This is a genomic window from Paenibacillus vortex V453, assembly GCF_000193415.1.
GTDB lineage: Bacteria > Bacillota > Bacilli > Paenibacillales > Paenibacillaceae > Paenibacillus_AQ > Paenibacillus_AQ glucanolyticus.
This window is the reverse complement of the sequence record NZ_ADHJ01000012.1, coordinates 177,214-195,279: the sequence shown is the minus strand read 5'-3', so window position 1 is coordinate 195,279 and position 18,066 is coordinate 177,214. Positions and strand designations below refer to the sequence as shown.

Below are 18,066 nucleotides of genomic sequence, written 5' to 3'. Positions count from 1 at the left end.
CTTATGACAGCACGGCCGTGAGAACCGCTTCGACATGACCTTTTACTTTAACCTTCCGCCACTCCCCTGTCATCTTCCCGTTCTCATCAATCAAAAAGGTGGAGCGTATAATGCCCATATACTCACGGCCGAACATCTTCTTCATCTGCCAGACGCCAAACATCTCGCTTACCTTATGCTCCTCATCAGACAGAAGCAAATAGGGCAGGCTATGCTTATCCATAAATTTGGCATGAGATTTCAGCGGATCCGGGCTGATTCCGATCACGACCGCGCCCGCCTCTTTCAAGGCACCATAATGGTCACGGAAGCTGCAAGCCTCCTCGGTACAGGTCGGCGTCATATCTTTCGGATAAAAGAACAGCACGACTTTGCGTCCACGAAAATCGCTTAAAGATACCTTCTCCCCATTCGAAGCCGGAAGTGAAAAGTCCGGCACCTGGCTTCCGATTGTCAATTGCGTTTGATCTACGATAAGGCTTCAACTCCTGCTGTACGGACCTTATGGCCCGTAAAATTGATTGTCTTTTCGAAAAAAATTATAATAGAATGAATGTCGAATATTCAAATGTTCTATCGAATTTATTCATCAGCGTAATCCGAAAGGAAGAACACAATGACCAAAAAAACAAAGAAGACGATTATATGGAGTGTAAGCATCGTGCTCGCAGCTGTCATTGGCTACGGCATTTATTATGCAGTTTCATTCTACGACGGCTTGCACAGTCTTCAAAAATCAGGCGAATCCTCCCCTTTCCGGGAACTTGAAAAAGTGGATGCCAAAGCCCCTGCCCCACCGGAGTGGGAAGGAACGGAGACCGTTAACATTTTACTCATGGGTGTCGATGCCCGCGGATTTGAGGAAGGTGAAATCCCTCGCTCCGACAGTATGCTTGTTGCCTCAATTGATCCCGTAGCCAAGAAAATGCACTTATTCTCTATTTTGCGCGATACTTACGTAGAAATACCTGGATATGATCGAAACCGGATCAATACGGCAATTACGCACGGTCCGAATACGGCGATGAAGGCCGTAGGCGATTTGCTTGGTATCCCGGTTCAATACTATGTCTATACGGATTTTCAAGGTTTTATGAAGTTGGTTGATTCCGTCGGCGGCGTTGATTTCTATGTTGAGAAGGACATGAATTATTCCAGTAAAGCAGATAAAAATGAATACGACATTGAACTTAAAGAAGGCATGCAGCATCTTGATGGTAATGCGGCGCTGCAATACGTCCGCTTCCGCTATGATGCGATGGGCGACTTCACTCGAACCGAGCGTCAGCGCGAGCTCCTGAAGGCCGTAGCCAAGAAAATGCAGACCACCACATCAATCATGAAGCTGCCGGAGATTCTGAAATCCGTCAGCCCGTATATTGATACCAACCTCGATGTCGAGGATATGTGGAAACTCGCCAATGTCGCCTATAAGAGCAAAATGAGCGGCAGTGAGCAGGTTCCTCCGATGAAACTTCTGAAAGAAGAAACCATTGGAGGCGCAGCCGTCTTAACCGTTGGCAATCCGGATACGCTGAAGCAGTATATCCAGGATATCATGAATCCGCCGGTGCCTGATCCAGAGACCGAGGGCAGCGAGAGCACGGAAAGTGATCCTGCCAGCAGTTCTTCCGACAGCATCGCTACTCCATCCACAACAACAGACCGCAATTAACACCCTATACCGCATCAGGACAGGTCGCTACTTCATTCAGCAACCTGTCCTGATTCATGAAGAAAGGAAGTTTTAGTCTAATGTCCACATCCAGAAACCATTCAGAAACCCTGTATCAAGAAGCACTCCAGCATATCGTTGGAGGCGTGAACAGTCCCTCCCGATCGTTCAAAGCCGTGGGAGGCGGTGCCCCTGTCTTCATGAAGCGCGCAAACGGAGCCCACTTCTGGGACGTGGACGGCAACCGCTATATTGATTATCTGGCGGCTTACGGCCCGATCATAACGGGACATGCCCATCCGCATATTACAGCCGCCATTACAGCCGCTGCCCAAAATGGCACTTTATACGGTACACCGACCGAGCTTGAGATTACCTTGGCTAAAATGCTGAAGGAAGCCATCCCCTCCATGGACAAGGTACGTTTTGTCAACTCCGGCACCGAGGCTGTCATGACCACGATCCGTGTAGCCCGAGCATATACCAAGCGCAACAAAATCATCAAGTTTGCGGGCTGCTACCACGGCCATTCGGATCTTGTCCTTGTAGCCGCAGGTTCAGGTCCGTCCACGCTCGGAATCCCAGACAGTGCCGGAATTCCGAGCAGCATCGCTTCGGAAGTGATTACGGTTCCGTTCAATGATCTGGAAGGCCTGCGCGCTGCCCTGGACCGATGGGGCGATGATGTTGCTGCCGTCATGGTGGAACCGATTGTCGGCAACTTCGGCATGGTCATGCCGAAGCCGGGATTCCTGGAGGGGTTATGCCAGATGACTCACGATAATGGTTCCCTTGTCATCTATGACGAGGTCATCAGCGCCTTCCGCTTCCACTACGGCTCCAGCCAAACCTACGCGGGCCTGGCTAACCACGAGGCTATACAGCCCGACCTTACAGCACTTGGCAAAATCATCGGCGGCGGGCTGCCGATCGGCGCGTATGGCGGCCGCAAGCACGTGATGGAGCAGGTCGCTCCGCTGGGCCCTGCTTATCAGGCTGGAACCATGGCGGGCAACCCCGCTTCCATCGCAGCTGGAATCGCCTGTCTGGAGGTTCTGCAGGGTGATGGGGTTTACGAGGAAATGGAACGATTGACAATCAAGCTGACGGAAGGCTTGCAGGCTTCCGCGGACCGCTACGGCATTCCGCTGACCATCAACCGGATCCGCGGCTCCTTCTCCACCCACTTCTGCGATCATCCGGTTACGAACTATGATGAAGCGCAAGACACCGACGGCGAAGCGTTCGCTGCCTTCTTCCGCCACATGCTGGACCGCGGCGTGAACCTGGCTCCTTCCAAATACGAGGCCTGGTTTATGACAACGGCCCATACGGATACGGACATCGAGGCCACGCTGGTTGCTGCGGAGGAATCATTTAAGGCCATGAAGAATTAATCCTATATATCCAAAAAGACGCAAGGAGGTACGCCCATGAAAAAACACCTAAACAAGTTATAACAGGCTTCCTATCCATGCGGTGCTTCTACGGTCCGAATTCGTGGACCTCCTGCCTGTCCGATTCGAATAAAGCTGCTCTAAAAATATGAATACGGAGGCATGGATAACATGAGAAGCGAACAAGAGATGATGGATTTGGTACTGGGCTATGCAGCCCGTGACGAACGGGTTCGGGCCGTGACCCTGGAAGGATCCAGAACGAATCCGAATGTGCCCAAGGATATATTTCAGGATTATGATATCAGCTTTCATGTAACGGACATGGACAGCTTCATTCAAGATCCGAATTGGATCGGTGTTTTCGGGGAACGGATAATTCTGCAGACGCCGGAAGACATGGCTATGTTTCCCCCTGATCTGGGAGGCTGGTTCTCGTACCTGATGTTATTTACCGACGGCAACCGGATTGACATGACCCTGATTCCCATCGAGGAGAAGGAGAAATACTGCAAGGAAGACAAACTGATCCAGATCTTAATGGATAAAGATCAAATCTTTCCCAAGATTCCTGCTCCTTCCGACGAGGATTTCTGGGTACAGCGTCCGTCAGCAGCCTTTTTCGAGGATTGCTGCAACGAGTTCTGGTGGGTATCCACGTATGTCGCCAAGGGCTTGTGGCGGGCAGAAATCCTGTATGCCCAGGATCATCTTCACAACATCATGCGGCCGATGCTGATGAAAATGCTGGAGTGGCAGGTAGGAACCCAGACCGATTTCTCACTCAGCGTAGGCAAGAACGGCAAGTACTTGAACAAGCACCTGTCTGCGGACAGCTGGAATGAGCTGATGTCCACCTACCCTCGCGGAACCTACGAAGAGGTATGGGAGGCGCTGTTTACGATGGGAGCGCTGTTCCGCAGAACCGCGCTGGATGTCGCTAAGCAGCTTGGCTTTGACTATGACATGGGGCAGGATCAGCGCGTGAGCGCCTTCCTGCGGCATGTCCGGCAGCTGCCGGCGGATGCACGCGAAATCTACTGATTCTGATTGAAGCAGCGGAAACTGTCGCAGGCTGTTGTGACCCTGCCACACGGAAATGCTACCGATGTTTGCCCCCTGGAAACCGAACAACCCGCTCAAGGAATTCCTTGAGCGGGTTGTTCGTATTTCTCTTTAAAGATAGGCCGACCATCGCCGGTCTCTCTCCTATTTCTGCTCGATTTTGTCGAAGAAGTTCTCCTGTACTAACTTGGCCGTATCGTCCAGCTGCTTCTTGGAGTCCGTGCCTTCCTTCGAGAACGATTCCTGTACGACATTGGACATCGCGGCATAATAGTCCTGCGTGCCAAACTGCGCTTCCGGCTTGCCTTCCAGCAGGCTAAAGAGCTGTGGATCATATTTGTACACGTTGTCGTATTTATCGTAAATCGCTTTTACCTTGGCTGCGTACTCCGAATCATCGCTGAAATATTCAAGCGGTGTCGGAACGAAGTATTTGCCCTCGGCTTTGCGGGCATTGATTGTATCCTCCACTGATTTCAGAGCATCATCCGTAAAATAATCAAACGTAATGTAACGGAATGCCATTTCCTGCTCATCCTTCGTGGCGTTCGGGTTGATAACCAGGTAGTTACCGCCCAGAATCCCGTGATGTGCTCCGCCCTTCTCCATAGCTGGCATTGGATAAGCGATCACATCCTCAGGCTTCATGCCGCCTTCATTCAACGCAGGCTGGATCACGTCAAATGCACCTGCAATGACCATAGCCGTACGTCCTTGCTGGAACGAACTGACAGCATCGCCCCAACCGAGAGCCCAGTCCTGGGGAATGGCATTTCCTTCCCATCTCAGTTTCTTGTAGAAATCCAGTGCCTTCACGCCGGCTTCCGAATTAAACACGGCCTTCACTTTACCGTCCTCGTTCACTTCGATATCCCCGCCGGCTTCGAACAGGAAGTTGGTCCAGTTCCAGCCTGCCTCATTGCCTTTGCCCATTGGCGCAATACCGGATATACCTGCCTTCGGATCAGCGGCACCCTTCGCCGTGTTGTACATATCGTCCCACGTCCAATCCATCGGCGGCAATGCTACTCCCTTCGCGTCCAGCAGTTTCTTGTTCACGATGGTTGACGTGATGTATCCGTTCTGCGTAACGCCGTACACCTTGCCGTCTACGATAAATTGCTCCTGCAGCACAGGGTTCATGTCGTCCTTGTACTCCCAGTTGTTCCAGAACTCCGTAATGTCGGCTACCCAGCCCCGCTCCACGAGCAGCTGCGCTTCTGTAGCCCAGGTGTTATAAAATGTCGGTGCTTCGTTCGAAGCCATCTTTACCCCAATTTCATTGACGCTGTACTGCCAGTCATCCTTCACAATCGTCACGTTTGGATACTTCGCCTGGAAACGCGCGATTTTATCATCCTCCTGCTGACGCAGTGTGGTATCGTCCGGCAGCGGATAGTGAATCTTGATCGTTACTTTTTTATCCGCGACATCCTCTTTCGGCTCTTCATTCTGTGTCGTGGTTGTCCCCCCTGTATTGGTGGTCCCTCCCTCTTTACTGGTGACCTCCGGAGCTGCTTTGCCGCCGCCGCACGCTGCAAGCAAGGAGCTGAACAGCATAAGGCAAATCAGTAGTGCTGAGAACTTGCGCATGGATACTCCCCTTTTCCTTATTGAAATAATATGTTCTTTCCTATCTCCATCATAAAAGCGGAACGCTGAAAGAACGATGTGCATTCATATGACGATCATGTGCAGGCCTACGATCATGCAAACGCTATTTCTACCCTTTGACGGCCGAGAGGCTGACGCTGCGCATGATAAACTTCTGGAACAGCAGAAACACAAAGATAGGCGGCACCATCACCATGAACAGGATCGCGAATTTAATGCTGCTGTCCAGGTTCCGTGCATTGATCACATACTTGTAGATGGCTGTTGCCAGTGTGTATTTGTCCTGTGTCTGCATCACAAGGGACGGCCAGAACCAATCATTCCACGCAGTCGAGAAAATAAAAATCGCAAGCGTTGCAAAAATCGGGACCGACAGCGGAATCGCGATACGCAGAAAGCTGCTGATCTCCGAAGCGCCGTCGATGCGCGCCGCCTCAAATATCTCGGGATGAATGCCATCGAAGAAGTTTTTGATCAACAGGAAGAAGTAAGCGTTCGCCCCTGCCGGCAGCCAGAACGCCCAGTAGGAATTCAGCAGCCCCAGCTCCTTCAAATTGACGAAATTCGGAATCATATAACTCGATGCCGGTATAAACAAGGTCATGAGAATGAAGAAATAAATCGCCCGGTGATACGGAACTTTAATGCGCGAAATGCTGAATGCCGCAAGGCCCAATACCAGAATGGTCACCAGCAAATTACCGCCAAAAATAAACAGCGTATTCTTGAGAAACATCGGCAGATCAATGTAATCCCACCCCTTCGGGAAGTTATCCCAATGCCACTCCGAAGGGAAAAATCGCGGAGGAAACGTGTTGATCTCCTGGTTGCTCTTCAGGCCGTTGAACATCGTCATGCCGATCGGATACAGCATCGTAAAAGCCATTGCCGCAATACACAGCACCATAAAGCCGTAAACCACTTGATTCAAGGGTTTTCTCAAATCCGAAGTCGATAATATGCCTCTCTCTTTCATCCTAGTACTCCTCCCTGTTCATCTTGAATTGCAGGATGCCAAGTATGCTCAGCACGAGGAACATCAAGACGCCCATTGCGGTTCCCGCCCCGTAATCCAGCTGGTTAAACGCATATTTTACGGTGAGGAGAGCATAGGTGAGCGTGGCCTTGTTCGGACCACCGTCCAGCATCGCGAGCTGCGATTGATACGCCTGTGAAGTACCGATCAGCTGCAGAATCAGCATGAGTATAATCAGATTGCGCATCGAGGGAAGCGTAATATATTTGATCCGGGCCCATACGCCCGCACCGTCGATTTCGGCGGCTTCATACCAATCTTTAGGTATGCTGAGCACCCCCGCCAGATAGATCAGCATTGCCGAGCCGAATTGCTGCCACGTTTCCATCACGACCAGTGCCACCATCGAGAAGCGGCTATCCGATATAAACGATACCGGCTCTGCCCCGAAGAAGCCAAACAAGGCATTGATCGGCCCCACCGGATCATACATCCATCTCCACATGCCGTAGAGCACAACACCGGGTACAACAAACGGAAGATAAGCCGCGATCCGGGCGAAGCCCTGGAACAGCTTCAGCTCCGAGATGGCAATGGAAGCCACTATCGGCACCCAGAAGCCGATCACAAACGTTAACAGCATGAAATAGAGTGTATTACGAACGGAAAGCAGCAGGTCGGGATTACTCAGAACGTTGGCGTAATTATCCAACCCGACGAAGGTGTTTCCTTTGACAAAATCGATATGAAAAAAGCTGTAAAAGATCCCTTTAAATATCGGCACCCATAAAAACACGATAAAGATCGCAATAGCCGGAACGAGGAATAAATACCCCCATAAATACTTCCTCCACAGCGGCTTTCGCTTGTGCTCCTGCCGGGTACGATGGCCGGGCTCCGTCAGAGCCTGGCCTTGTGACATGACCGTTTCTTCCATCAGACTCCCTCATTCCTTTATTTAATGTCTAGCTTTTATTTTAAAAAAGCAGGGGAGCCTTCGAACATGTCTAAAACTATGTGAAGTATGACCGTTCTTACTTCTTTAACTCACTCGGGCTGACGCCGAAGTACTTTTTGAAGATTTTGCTAAAATGCTCCGGGGACTCATAGCCGACCCGCTCGGCAATCTCGTACCGGCGAAGATCCGTGTTCAGGATCAGAGACCTGCTCTCTTCCATCCGAAGCTTGACCACATACTCCCATAGGCTGCTGCCGGTATATTTTTTGAACAGATAACTTAAGTAGTTCGGGCTCACGTGATTGTTCTTGGCCACCTCATGTATCGTAAGTCCCTTCTGACGGTAATAATCCTCGATGTACTGCCTGGTATTCTCAACGATCCGGTTGCTCTGGCTCGAAAGCACCTCCTGCGACGTTTCATGGGCATAGTTGTGCCAATTGAAGTCCCCGTAATAAAACACATGAAAATCATGCAGCTGCTGGCTCCACAGCATCGCCTTATCCGCCTGACGGCTGAGCACGCTCAAAAATTCGGTCCCCCTCAGGATTTGGCTTATTCCCACGGTACAGCTCTGCTTCAGGTGCTGCTCCACGTGGTGGTGCAGGCTCCGGCCAATCATCTCCAGGTGATGGATCTTTCCGCCCGCATTCTCCTCCATTTCCTGTTCGCTCCATTGAAGGATGATGTTGATATCCCGCTCCGGCGAGTAGAACGCCAGGGTGTGCGGCTCCTGCTCCAGCAGCTCTTTGGCAATATTCAGCGTTGCGTATTGAATCAGGCGTATGTCTTGTGAGGAAAAAGAAGATTCGGTGCCTTGCTTCAGGGCAAGCTTCATCTTGATGACGGCAAAATAAGGACCGATCAAGCCGAGCTCCGACTCGTCGTGCAGATCGGCTAACTCTGACTGCTCCGGCTCGGTTGCAAGCCGCTGATTCAGCCGCTCCGTTCTCCCGGACGGAGGCTCATCCATCCGAAAATGCTCATTGTCCGCCATGAGAAACTGCTCTACCTGAGGTGCAGGTTTATCCAGCTTCAGCAGTACACTGCGAACCGAATCCAGAAACTGCTCGCTGTTCAGCGGTTTGATCAAATAATCCCTTGCCCCGAGCTGGAGCGCCCGCTGCGCGTATTGGAACGTTTCATGGGCTGAAATAATGATGGTCTGGACCCATGGCTTCACAATCTTGGCCTGCTGCATCAGCTCGATGCCGTTCATCTCACCCATCTGGATATCGGTGACCAGCAGATCAATATCTCCCATTCGTATGTAATCCAGCGCCTCCTGCCCGCTATAGGCCGTTGCAATGTCGTCTATGGCAAGCCCCGAAGACGTTAGCAGTCCCGCCAAGCCTTTGCATATCAACGGTTCGTCGTCTACCACCAAAATGTTGTACATCAGGAGACCTCCTGTTCGTTTAAGGTAATGGTTGTTGCTTCCATCCGGGGGATCGTAATGGTCACCCGGGTCCCCCCTTCGTCTCTTGGTTCATATTGCAGTCCGTATCCACTTCCATAATGCAGCTGAATCCGCTCATGGATATTGCGGATGCCATAGCCCAGCGAATGATCCGGGGCTTCATCATACAGCAGCCTGCGGATGGATTCGTAATTGACCGGACGATAGCCGTTGTCCTCGATGACAATCCGGCAGTGTCCATCCTCCAGATGACCGGATATGCGGATGATTCCGTCCTCGCCCATATTTTTAATGCCGTGAATAATGGCATTCTCCAGCAGCGGCTGCAGCGTAATCTTCGGCACATGATTCACCAGCAAATCCTCCGGAACCTCCCAGTGGACCGCGAACTGGTAATCATAACGATTCAGCTGGAGATTAATATAAGCCCCCGCATGCTCAAGCTCTTCCCCAAGCGTAATGAGATCCCGGCCTCTGCTGAGACTGATCTTCATCAATTTGGACAGATCCTTGATCATTTCGGCAGACTCCGTATTCCCTTCCATCGTGCTCTTCCAGTAAATGCTCTCCAGCGTGTTGTACAGCAGATGAGGATTTATCTGCTGGTAGAGAAGCTGCAATTGCGCCTCCTTCTGCTTCAAATCCATACGGTATTTGTAATGGATCAGATCATTCAATCGGCGGGCCATGTCATAAATCGTGGAGATCAGGACACTGACCTCATCCTTTCTGCGCCGATACGGGGTTTCCGGCACAATGTTCCCCGGTTCATAGCGCCGTACAAAATGGGCCAGCTTCTGGAGCGGTGTCATCAACGACTGCCAGAAATAAAAGACGATGATTAGGCCCACAACAAAATAAGCGATGGAGATGACCTGGATGACCCGCTTCATCTCGCTTTGCTGGGCGAGCAGCGTTTTGACAGGAACCTTATAGACCAGCTTCTGCTGAAGCATATAGTTATAATCGATGACGTAGATGAAATCCGAGGTGATAACGTCCATGACGCCCATGGTAGAGCTGCCCGGATCAACCTCGGGCGGCAGCTCAAGCGTCCCCGCCAAGCCTTTTACCGATGAAGTCAAAATATTGTTGTTCCAGTCCGTCAAATAGAGCTCCCCGTCCGGTATGGATACCGTTGATAAGGACTCTCCGATCCGCGCATCCAGATTGGTAACAACCAGAACGCCGATGGTTCCGCCCTGATAAATATTGTTGACGGCCCGCACGTAGCTTAGGGTCTCTTGATCCTTGCGCCCTTGCACCGGGGGTGACAGATGCTCCATGCGCCGCAAATATCCGTTGCCCTTCATCGCCACGGCTTCATCAAACCAAGCCGGCTTCTCATTCTCGTCCGAGAAGAAATACACGCCTGCTTTTCTGCGTTCGGGGTAATAAGGAGCAAAAAAGTAACTGTTGTCGGGGTCATACACATAGAGAGAGTAATAAACCGGTTCGCGCTCATCCGTCTCCTGGGAGAAGGAAAACAGCATCTTTTCAAGGCGTTCATAGTTCTTCACCCGCTCCAGAACACTCCCCTCGGAAAAGGTGCCGAGCTGCTGGATCTGCGAGTTCTGAATGACTGTAGAGGTTACTTTGTTAACGGTTTCAATGTCCCGGTTGATGAGCTTGAAATTCTGTTTGTTCAGCTCGATATAGGCATTGGTCACATGGCGCTTCAGAATTTGACCAGCCATGGAATTCCCGTAGGCGTTGAGTGCAAACAACGGGATGACCAGCACCAGGAACAGCAGAATCATCTGCTGTTTAATATTCATGCGGCTTAGCGGATTTTTGAAGCGGTTCTTCATCTGCCCTTGCACCTCCGGCTTTTTCAAGCATATCAACAATCAAATGGAACCAGCGTAGTCATTCCTACGGAAATGATGCGTATTTTTACGATGAGATACGAAGTCTCAACTGGAAGTATTAGCCTCGGGGCATGTAATTTCCTGCTAGCTCGTCGGGGTTTGCAGGGGGCGTGGCTTCGGGGGGACAAAATTCAAAATGCCCCCATACGGGTCCGAGCGGACGGAATGGAGGCTTTTGTAACGGATATTTACTTGGAACTTTGCAACTCGATTCGATGCAAAAGGGAAAATCCATTGTGTCTATCAACAGATCGAATACGTTTAGGAGAATGTGGAGTTAAAACCATTGTGCGACGTTTCATTGTCGAGTGACAAGAACCGCATTCAAGCGATCCATCATACGGACGATGATCTTCCCCCCTTCCCGGGGAACATTTTACCATCGCGCAGGACTCCGAATATGGGCGACTTCGCCTAAGGAGACCGTTCGCCTCCATTCTTACTGGGCCGTTAAAATCAGTGGTCCATCCGGCGTGATTGCAATCGTATGTTCATATTGCGCCGACAACTTGCCGTCGGCCGTTCTCGCCGTCCACTGATCGTCGTCAATCGTGATATGGAACGTACCTTCGTTGATCATCGGTTCGATGGTAAACACCATGCCTTCCTTTAGCCGGATGCCTTTGCCAGCTACGCCGATATGCACGTAGTTAGGCTCCTCGTGCAGGCTCCGCCCGATCCCGTGAGCCAGCAGATCACGCACGACCGAATACCCATTCGCTTCCGCATGCTGTTGTATCGCCGACGTTATGTCACCGAGCCGGCCCCCTGGGATAGCCCGGGCGATCCCCAGATCCAGGCATTCCTTGGTCACCTTCATTAATTTTTGCGCTTCCGGCCGGATATTGCCCACCGCATAACAATGGCAGGAATCGCCGAACCATCCGCCATATTCCACGACAATGTCGAGCTTCAGCAAGTCGCCATCCATAAGCACCCGGTTTGAAGGAATGCCGTGGGCCACCACATCGTTGACCGAAGTGCAGGTTTCGGCGGGGAAACCGTTGTACCCCTTCGTAAACTGCTTGCCGCCCAGCTTGGTGATGTGTCTGGCAACAAAGTCATTGATCTCCCGGGTGGTGATCCCAGGCTCAATCAGCTTGGTCACCTCGCGGTAGCAGTCCGCAACGATTTGGCTCGCCGGCTTCATCTCTTCGATTTCCCTAAGTGATTTTAAGATAACCATCTTTTGTTTATTCGCTCCTTATCCATTTTATAATTTTAATAACCGGGCGATATCCCTGGCCTCTTCGTGCAGCTTTCCGCGGCGCAGCGAAAGCGAGGCGCAGCCGACCAAGGCGGCCAGCAGCATCTCCGCGTGCTGCAGCAGATCCTGCGGCTCCGCAGCGTTTCCGCCGGAAGCGGCTGCCCCGTCCGCCGCATGCCCGCTTCTCAGCAGCGCGGCAAGCGGCGTGAGCACCTCCCGGCGAAAGGCAGCCAAGAGCGGGATCGAGCGCCCTTCAGGCAGCGCGGCAAAGCCCTCACCGGCCAGCTTATGCAGCAGGTACAGGGCGTGGTCCTCCGCCCAAAGCTGCATCAGCCGGACACCAGCGGCAGCGACGGGACCAAGCTCTGCGGCCGTTACACGGCTTCCGCTTCGGGAACCCGCGGCAGCCGAGTTCCCGGTATCCGCCGCAGCAGCCCAGCAGAAATGCCCGTCCGCCGGTGCCATCCCCGCATCTGAATCGTGTGGAGCTTCCATCGGAACCTCCAGCCAATCCCCGGCCCGATCCAACGCGTCCCACAGCAGATCGTGGAGCAGATCGCCCTTATGGCTGTAATAATGATATACCGTGCCATAGCCGAGTCCCGCCTGTGCGGCTACATCGCGGATTTCCAGTAAAGGTCCTTTATTCAAAAAAACATCGGCAGCCGCTTTCCGAATTTGCGCCAGACGCCGCAGCCGGATCTCTTCGTTTTGCTCCTTCGTGCGTGGAGTCATCTTCTCCGTTCACCTCTTTTATTTTTGACCTACTATTATGTCAATATAAAACATCGGCTGGCGAATAACAAGAGGCGAACCGGAAGATTTCCGGCTCAAACCTGAAAACGGTGTCTGGCCAGCGGGTAGCCCGAGCTGAGGTTAAGCACTTTATTTCAGATCTTTTTTCCAGGCGTTACGCTGCAATGCCAGCAGTCCACTCATTTCATCCTAAGCTGCCGCCATATCCCCTCTACCCATAACTGCCCAGGGACTGAACCAGCATATCCGAGATCATGGCAGCGGCCACGGTCTTCTCGATGGCGATCGACATCGGAATCATGCCGCCAATCAGTACGAAATACCGGCCTGAATGAACTCATATGAATAACATCACACTGCTGCTGGATCGCCTTCATCCTATGTCTCAAAAAAGTTCCCATTAAAAAAGCTGAACCGGCTTGATTCAGCCGGTCCAGCTATTCTACGCATGAATATTACAAATTAATGAATGCCGTACGCAATTTGGAACTGTATTGAACATCAAAACCAAGACCGGATGCAATCACTGCGAGTGGAACGTAGGTTTTGTCTTCCTTCCCTACTTTTTGCAGGAAAGCTGGTGTATCAATCGGTACAGACTTTCCGTTGACCTGAACGGTTTTGGCACCGATCTTCACCACAACGGTCTGATCTCCGAAGGAGATCGTTGCACTGGACGTTTTATTTTCCCATTTTGTAGTCGCTCCAACTGCATTCACGATATCCTGAATAGCTACGTAGTTCAGATTGTCGCGAAGAATCGGCTTAAACGGTGTATTCAGCTCCTGTCCCTTCACGACGATGCGCATCGGCTGCCCCACCTCCTGAACAGGGGGTTTCTTATAGCTGCCCCAGATCGTCTCTGCAAACACGCTGGCCATCGTCTCATATCCGTATTGGTTCGGATGAATATCATCTTTCAGGATATGGGTCATCGTCAGCTCAGAGCCCACGAACTTCTTGGCAACATGGGCGACTTTGATATCTACGCCCTGACTCGCAAATCCGTCAGCCACGCCTTCCACCAGCTCCGTGAATTCACCGGATGATGCGAGCAGTTTGGCGTATGCGACTTCGTCCGCGATTTTCGGTACCGGATTGTACTGGTCGGCCACTACAATCGCAGCATCCGGATTCATGGTATGCAGATTGGTAATTACAGCCGAAACATTGTCCGTGTACAGCTTGAACAGTTCCTGCATTTTCGCCTTCAACTGCTCGTCGCTTAGGGTTCCCACCGTGCTGACCAGACTCATCATGTCATTCCCGCCGATAGTAATCGTGATCAGATCTGCGTCAGCGATGACAGGCTTGGCTTTCGCTGCTTCTGCTCCAATCTGCTTGGTGCGCGGGTCAATGCTGCTGAGACCGGGCTGTATTTCCTCTGCTGTAATGTTCCGTTCATCTGCAACGGCCTGGACATAATGGTTCAACCCGTCCGTCTTCAAACCGCCGATGCCCAAATTCGTCACTTCCGTTCGACCGTAGAACAATCCCTGCTCATACAGCCGATCAACAAAGCCATAGGGCTTGCTGTTCAGATCCATACCCGGCTCATACCCAACGGTCAGCGAGTCCCCCAGTGTTACGATACGATATGTATTCTTGGCTGTCACATCATCGGCAAAAGCTGGTGCAACGCCCGGTGCGACCAGTGCCACCGCGAGCGTCAAGGTGCCGGTTACTGCGGCCAGCCCCTTTTTCCATGGTTTAAACATGCCATCACTCCCTTAACATCATAAATCTGATTCAGCCTTATTTTACCACCACAAACCTGTGAATGGTACCGCCATCAGCTTCTTAATCGTGGTTTCATCAGCAGATAAGCAAACAAATAGCCTAACGATGCAACTCCAAACCAAGCAAATATCCCGGGCGTCCCCGTCAGATACAAGCTTGGCAGTATGGACCATCCAAACGCAATCAGCAGTAGCAATCGGTACGAATAGAACACTGCGATAAGTGCCAAACAGCCGGGAAGAAAAGGCATGATAAAAGTATTTAAGGCAGGACTCAAGTTCGTGCCATCCGTATACGGATTGAAGAAAATAAGGATGAGCCAGAGCAATATGGAGCCCATACCTGAAAGTCCTGCAACAATATGTGAAGCCTTAAGCTTAAGCCTCAGCCGAACTCGCAACGCTCTTCCCCCATCCATGTCAATTGTAAACACCCGAACGCGACCCGCTCCATCATAAAAAAGAATGGACAGCCGCTCAAGTGCTGTCCATTCTCCGTTTGCCAACCTATGGTGATATTATGCACTCTCACAGCAAATGTTTCCTGAAGCGCTGTCAAACATCCTCACCTGATTCCTCAGGCTTATCCTTCTTGATCGTCTTATCCATATACTTATCGTACCGGCCATCAACTTCCTTAGCCATACTGCGGTATTTCTGGGTCTCCTCCACGATGGGATCGAGCTGGGTCTGAATTCGGATCTCATATTTCGGAGAAAGAAGCCGGCGCTCCTCTTTCTCCCGGTCCCTCTGCTGCATTTCACCTTCCGTCAACATCTCGCTGAGCTGGCGCTCCAAATTCTGATCTGATTTCTCATTCATCGCACGCATACTCCTTTATCAAGCGGTTGTATGTGACCTGCATTTTCTTTTGTTTGTTCCAGGGGTTAACGGACTGATGCTTCGCCCGCATCTTTTAGTGTGTCCAGAAACCGCTGATGGATCAGCCCGTTCGTTGCTGCCAAATGACGTACCGACAGATCGTAAGGACGCCCCTCCGTATCAGTCACTTTGCCACCGGACTCCTGAACCAGCAAGGCACCCGCCGCAACGTCCCAGACACTCAAGCCGTGCTCCCAGTATCCACTGAGCCGGCCCGCCGCAACATAAGCCAGATGAAGCGCGGCGGAACCGCCGGCTCTCACATTGCGTACCTTCGGCAAAAGCGCCTGAAGCTCTGCCATATTCAGCGGCAAGTTGACCGTGCTGTCAAGAGGAAAGCCTGTGGCAAGCAAGCTGTCCGATAACTGCTCTTCCTTGGAAACATAGGTAGGGTTGCCGTGAACGTAGGCTCCCTTTCCTTTTTCCGCAACAAATAATTCATCCCGGGAAGGGTCATATATGACACCGACGATGACTTCGCCATGGTGAGCCAGTGCAATGGACACGGAGTAAAAAGGGAATCCATGCACGTAATTCGTCGTTCCGTCAACAGGATCAATGATCCAGAGATACTCTTCGTCTTTTGCATCATCCAAAGCCTTCGCATAGGCTTCGGTGCCTGGAGCAACCCCTTCCTCTCCAAGAATCGCATGGTCTGGAAAATGGGTCAGAATCAGCTTGCGGATCATCTGCTCCGCACCTTTGTCCACCTCGGTTACGATATCCTGCGCGGACGTCTTCGTGCTAAGCTGTTTCACGGTACCCAGCTTGCTCTCAATCCATTCACCCGCTTTCGCGGCACAATTAATCGCTACAGCGGTGTAGCTTTTACTGCTGACAACATAAGGAATCTTTTCGTTCTCATTCAAAGCGCTCACTCTACTTTCTATATAAATCTAGTGATTTTGGCAATCCCTACATCCTATTCAATTAGTACGGGAACGAAAGGGCAGCGTCTCAAAAAATCCGCCCTATTTCAATAAAAGTCCGTCCTATGCTGTGCACCTGAATGCTTGGCGAGAACGAACTTTTTTATCCAATACGATAGCTTGAGGAGAATCTGTGTTCCGTACTTCCAACGTAACCCAAAATCCGTCAACTTGCAAGTCATAACAGGCTCGTCTTATGGTTTTAGGTCATTTACTTCGATGGAGGCCCCGTCCAGAATCGTTACACCCTCTCCCGCATAATCTCCCAAATCCTTCATCAGACCAAACAAGGCGCCATCCTTCATCTTGGCTTCAATCATAACGTCCACCTTCGGCGTAGCGCCCGCAATCTTCCGTAAAAATGCCAGCAAAGGCACAACGTCCACCCCGTCTGCATGGCTTCGGATATCTGTAGGGCTTTTGGGACTGGACACATGAATCTTCGGCGGCAGCGGTTGTATCGGCTCAGAGCCTTCTTGAGCCAGCGGCGTCTCCCAGGTGCGGAGAATGGCCGGCCACAGCTCCCAAGGCGCCTCACCATCATTATTGACCCACTGATGATGGATATCCAGCACCATCGGCAGCCCGGTCTGCTGGCATACCGCCAGCGTCTCCTGTGCGGTAAAGGTTTTATCATCATTCTCAAGTGTCAGACGTTCCTTGATGCTCTGATCAAGCGCATGAAAGTGCTCAACGAATCGGGCTGAAGCGCTGGGCTTGTCCCCGTAGGCGCCGCCGATATGGATGTTGTTTTTCATGGAAGCAGGCAAACCCATCGCCTTCAGCATATGGACGTGTGACTCCAGGTCCCGAATGGAATTAATCAACACTTCAGGTCGAGGCGTGCTCAGCACCGTGAAATGATCCGGATGAAACGACACCCGCATCTCATGCTTCTTCACAAACTCCCCGATGGCCTGGAAGCCCTCCTTCAACGCCGGGAAAGGGTTCCAATCATGCATATCATTGTGCGTGGCAAGCGGAATCAGCTTGGACGAGAAACGGTACACCTTGATATCATGGGCCAGATTATGTCTCAATAACCGAAGGGTATTATGTAAATTCTCGTTCGCGATCCGCTCCAGTTTGTGTATGCCGGCCTCACGGTCATCCAGCTTCGTAAAACTCTTCATGGTCATTGTCTTGGAGGGAGAAGCGTTCTGCACAACCGTGGACATGGCTACATAACCGAAACGGACAATCATGCATGGTCTCCGAAGAACATCTCATGAGCGAGCGCGGTCTGAACGCGTGCTTCCTCATCCGTCAATTTGCGGATCAGCTGCAGCTCAACCGAGGTCACCTCACGACCCTGGAAGTTAATCTCCGATACACATGCCGTAATCAGGACAATCGCTACCGCCTGGTTATCCGGCGTATAGGCGATGACCTTCTGTCCTGTCGGAAACACCCTCAGTCCGTCCTTCAGCATTTTGCCGCGGCCGTATTCCAGCAGCTCGTAAAGCTCCTGCTCACTCTTAAACTTACAAACGGAATTGAACTCGGTTTGAAATCCCATATCACGAATCTTCCTTTCATCCCAAAATATTAGACTCAAGGGGAGCCGTGATGAATAG

The 18,066-nt window shown here is 51.5% G+C and carries 17 protein-coding genes; 3 read left to right on the top strand and 14 right to left on the bottom strand.

All coding sequences use genetic code 11. The features are described from left to right. Window position 1: 1 nt before the first annotated feature. On the bottom strand, window positions 2-457 hold the full coding sequence (bcp, locus tag PVOR_RS06050) for a thioredoxin-dependent thiol peroxidase (RefSeq protein WP_006208231.1): 456 nt from the start codon (window positions 455-457) through the stop codon (window positions 2-4). A gap of 159 nt (window positions 458-616) precedes the next feature. Between bcp and PVOR_RS06045 the strand changes: the two genes are divergently transcribed. The 3 genes from PVOR_RS06045 to PVOR_RS06035 all read left to right on the top strand — a co-directional run bounded on the left by PVOR_RS06045 (window position 617) and on the right by PVOR_RS06035 (window position 4,116). Continuing rightward, window positions 617-1,675 carry an LCP family protein gene (locus PVOR_RS06045; protein ID WP_006208230.1) on the top strand — a complete coding sequence of 353 codons (1,059 nt, stop codon included), beginning with the start codon at window positions 617-619 and terminating at the stop codon, window positions 1,673-1,675. 80 nt (window positions 1,676-1,755) lie between these two features. Beyond that, window positions 1,756-3,072, top strand: a complete 1,317-nt coding sequence (locus tag PVOR_RS06040; RefSeq protein ID WP_006208229.1) for a glutamate-1-semialdehyde 2,1-aminomutase — start codon at window positions 1,756-1,758, stop codon at window positions 3,070-3,072. Between the two features lie 171 nt (window positions 3,073-3,243). Next, window positions 3,244-4,116 (top strand): aminoglycoside 6-adenylyltransferase, encoded by an 873-nt coding sequence (locus PVOR_RS06035; RefSeq protein WP_006208228.1) that lies wholly within the window; start codon window positions 3,244-3,246, stop codon window positions 4,114-4,116. 165 nt (window positions 4,117-4,281) lie between these two features. On the opposite strand, the gene PVOR_RS06030 is transcribed toward PVOR_RS06035, so the two are convergent. The 13 genes from PVOR_RS06030 to PVOR_RS05970 form a co-directional block, all read right to left on the bottom strand. Continuing rightward, window positions 4,282-5,730, bottom strand: coding sequence for an ABC transporter substrate-binding protein (locus PVOR_RS06030; protein WP_006208227.1), 1,449 nt, complete (start codon window positions 5,728-5,730; stop codon window positions 4,282-4,284). A gap of 130 nt (window positions 5,731-5,860) precedes the next feature. Beyond that, on the bottom strand, window positions 5,861-6,727 hold the full coding sequence (locus PVOR_RS06025; RefSeq protein WP_006208226.1) for a carbohydrate ABC transporter permease: 867 nt from the start codon (window positions 6,725-6,727) through the stop codon (window positions 5,861-5,863). A gap of 1 nt (window position 6,728) precedes the next feature. Next, window positions 6,729-7,664 carry a carbohydrate ABC transporter permease gene (locus tag PVOR_RS06020; RefSeq protein ID WP_006208225.1) on the bottom strand — a complete coding sequence of 312 codons (936 nt, stop codon included), beginning with the start codon at window positions 7,662-7,664 and terminating at the stop codon, window positions 6,729-6,731. Between the two features lie 97 nt (window positions 7,665-7,761). After that, entirely contained in the window at window positions 7,762-9,084 is a 1,323-nt protein-coding gene (locus PVOR_RS06015) for a response regulator (protein WP_006208224.1), read from the bottom strand. Next, window positions 9,084-10,916, bottom strand: coding sequence for a cache domain-containing sensor histidine kinase (locus tag PVOR_RS06010; RefSeq protein ID WP_006208223.1), 1,833 nt, complete (start codon window positions 10,914-10,916; stop codon window positions 9,084-9,086). The genes PVOR_RS06015 and PVOR_RS06010 overlap by 1 nt, the downstream gene beginning before the upstream one ends. A gap of 499 nt (window positions 10,917-11,415) precedes the next feature. After that, the gene (map, locus tag PVOR_RS06005) at window positions 11,416-12,162 is read right to left on the bottom strand and encodes a type I methionyl aminopeptidase (protein ID WP_006208222.1); all 747 of its coding nucleotides are present in this window, start codon (window positions 12,160-12,162) and stop codon (window positions 11,416-11,418) included. Window positions 12,163-12,189: 27 nt separating this feature from the next. Further along, on the bottom strand, window positions 12,190-12,918 hold the full coding sequence (locus PVOR_RS06000) for a TetR/AcrR family transcriptional regulator (RefSeq protein WP_006208221.1): 729 nt from the start codon (window positions 12,916-12,918) through the stop codon (window positions 12,190-12,192). 476 nt (window positions 12,919-13,394) lie between these two features. Next, a complete protein-coding gene (locus tag PVOR_RS05995) occupies window positions 13,395-14,657 on the bottom strand; it encodes a stalk domain-containing protein (RefSeq protein WP_006208220.1) in 1,263 nt (420 codons plus the stop codon). Window positions 14,658-14,731: 74 nt separating this feature from the next. After that, on the bottom strand, window positions 14,732-15,184 hold the full coding sequence (locus PVOR_RS05990) for a hypothetical protein (RefSeq protein WP_006208219.1): 453 nt from the start codon (window positions 15,182-15,184) through the stop codon (window positions 14,732-14,734). Window positions 15,185-15,233: 49 nt separating this feature from the next. Continuing rightward, window positions 15,234-15,500 (bottom strand): hypothetical protein, encoded by a 267-nt coding sequence (locus PVOR_RS05985; RefSeq protein ID WP_006208218.1) that lies wholly within the window; start codon window positions 15,498-15,500, stop codon window positions 15,234-15,236. 65 nt (window positions 15,501-15,565) lie between these two features. Then, window positions 15,566-16,429, bottom strand: coding sequence for an inositol monophosphatase family protein (locus PVOR_RS05980; RefSeq protein WP_006208217.1), 864 nt, complete (start codon window positions 16,427-16,429; stop codon window positions 15,566-15,568). A gap of 254 nt (window positions 16,430-16,683) precedes the next feature. Beyond that, the gene (gene uvsE / locus PVOR_RS05975) at window positions 16,684-17,694 is read right to left on the bottom strand and encodes a UV DNA damage repair endonuclease UvsE (protein WP_006208216.1); all 1,011 of its coding nucleotides are present in this window, start codon (window positions 17,692-17,694) and stop codon (window positions 16,684-16,686) included. Further along, complete coding sequence (locus PVOR_RS05970) at window positions 17,691-18,008, bottom strand: hypothetical protein (protein ID WP_006208215.1); 318 nt, start codon at window positions 18,006-18,008, stop codon at window positions 17,691-17,693. The genes uvsE and PVOR_RS05970 overlap by 4 nt, the downstream gene beginning before the upstream one ends. Window positions 18,009-18,066: the final 58 nt, after the last annotated feature.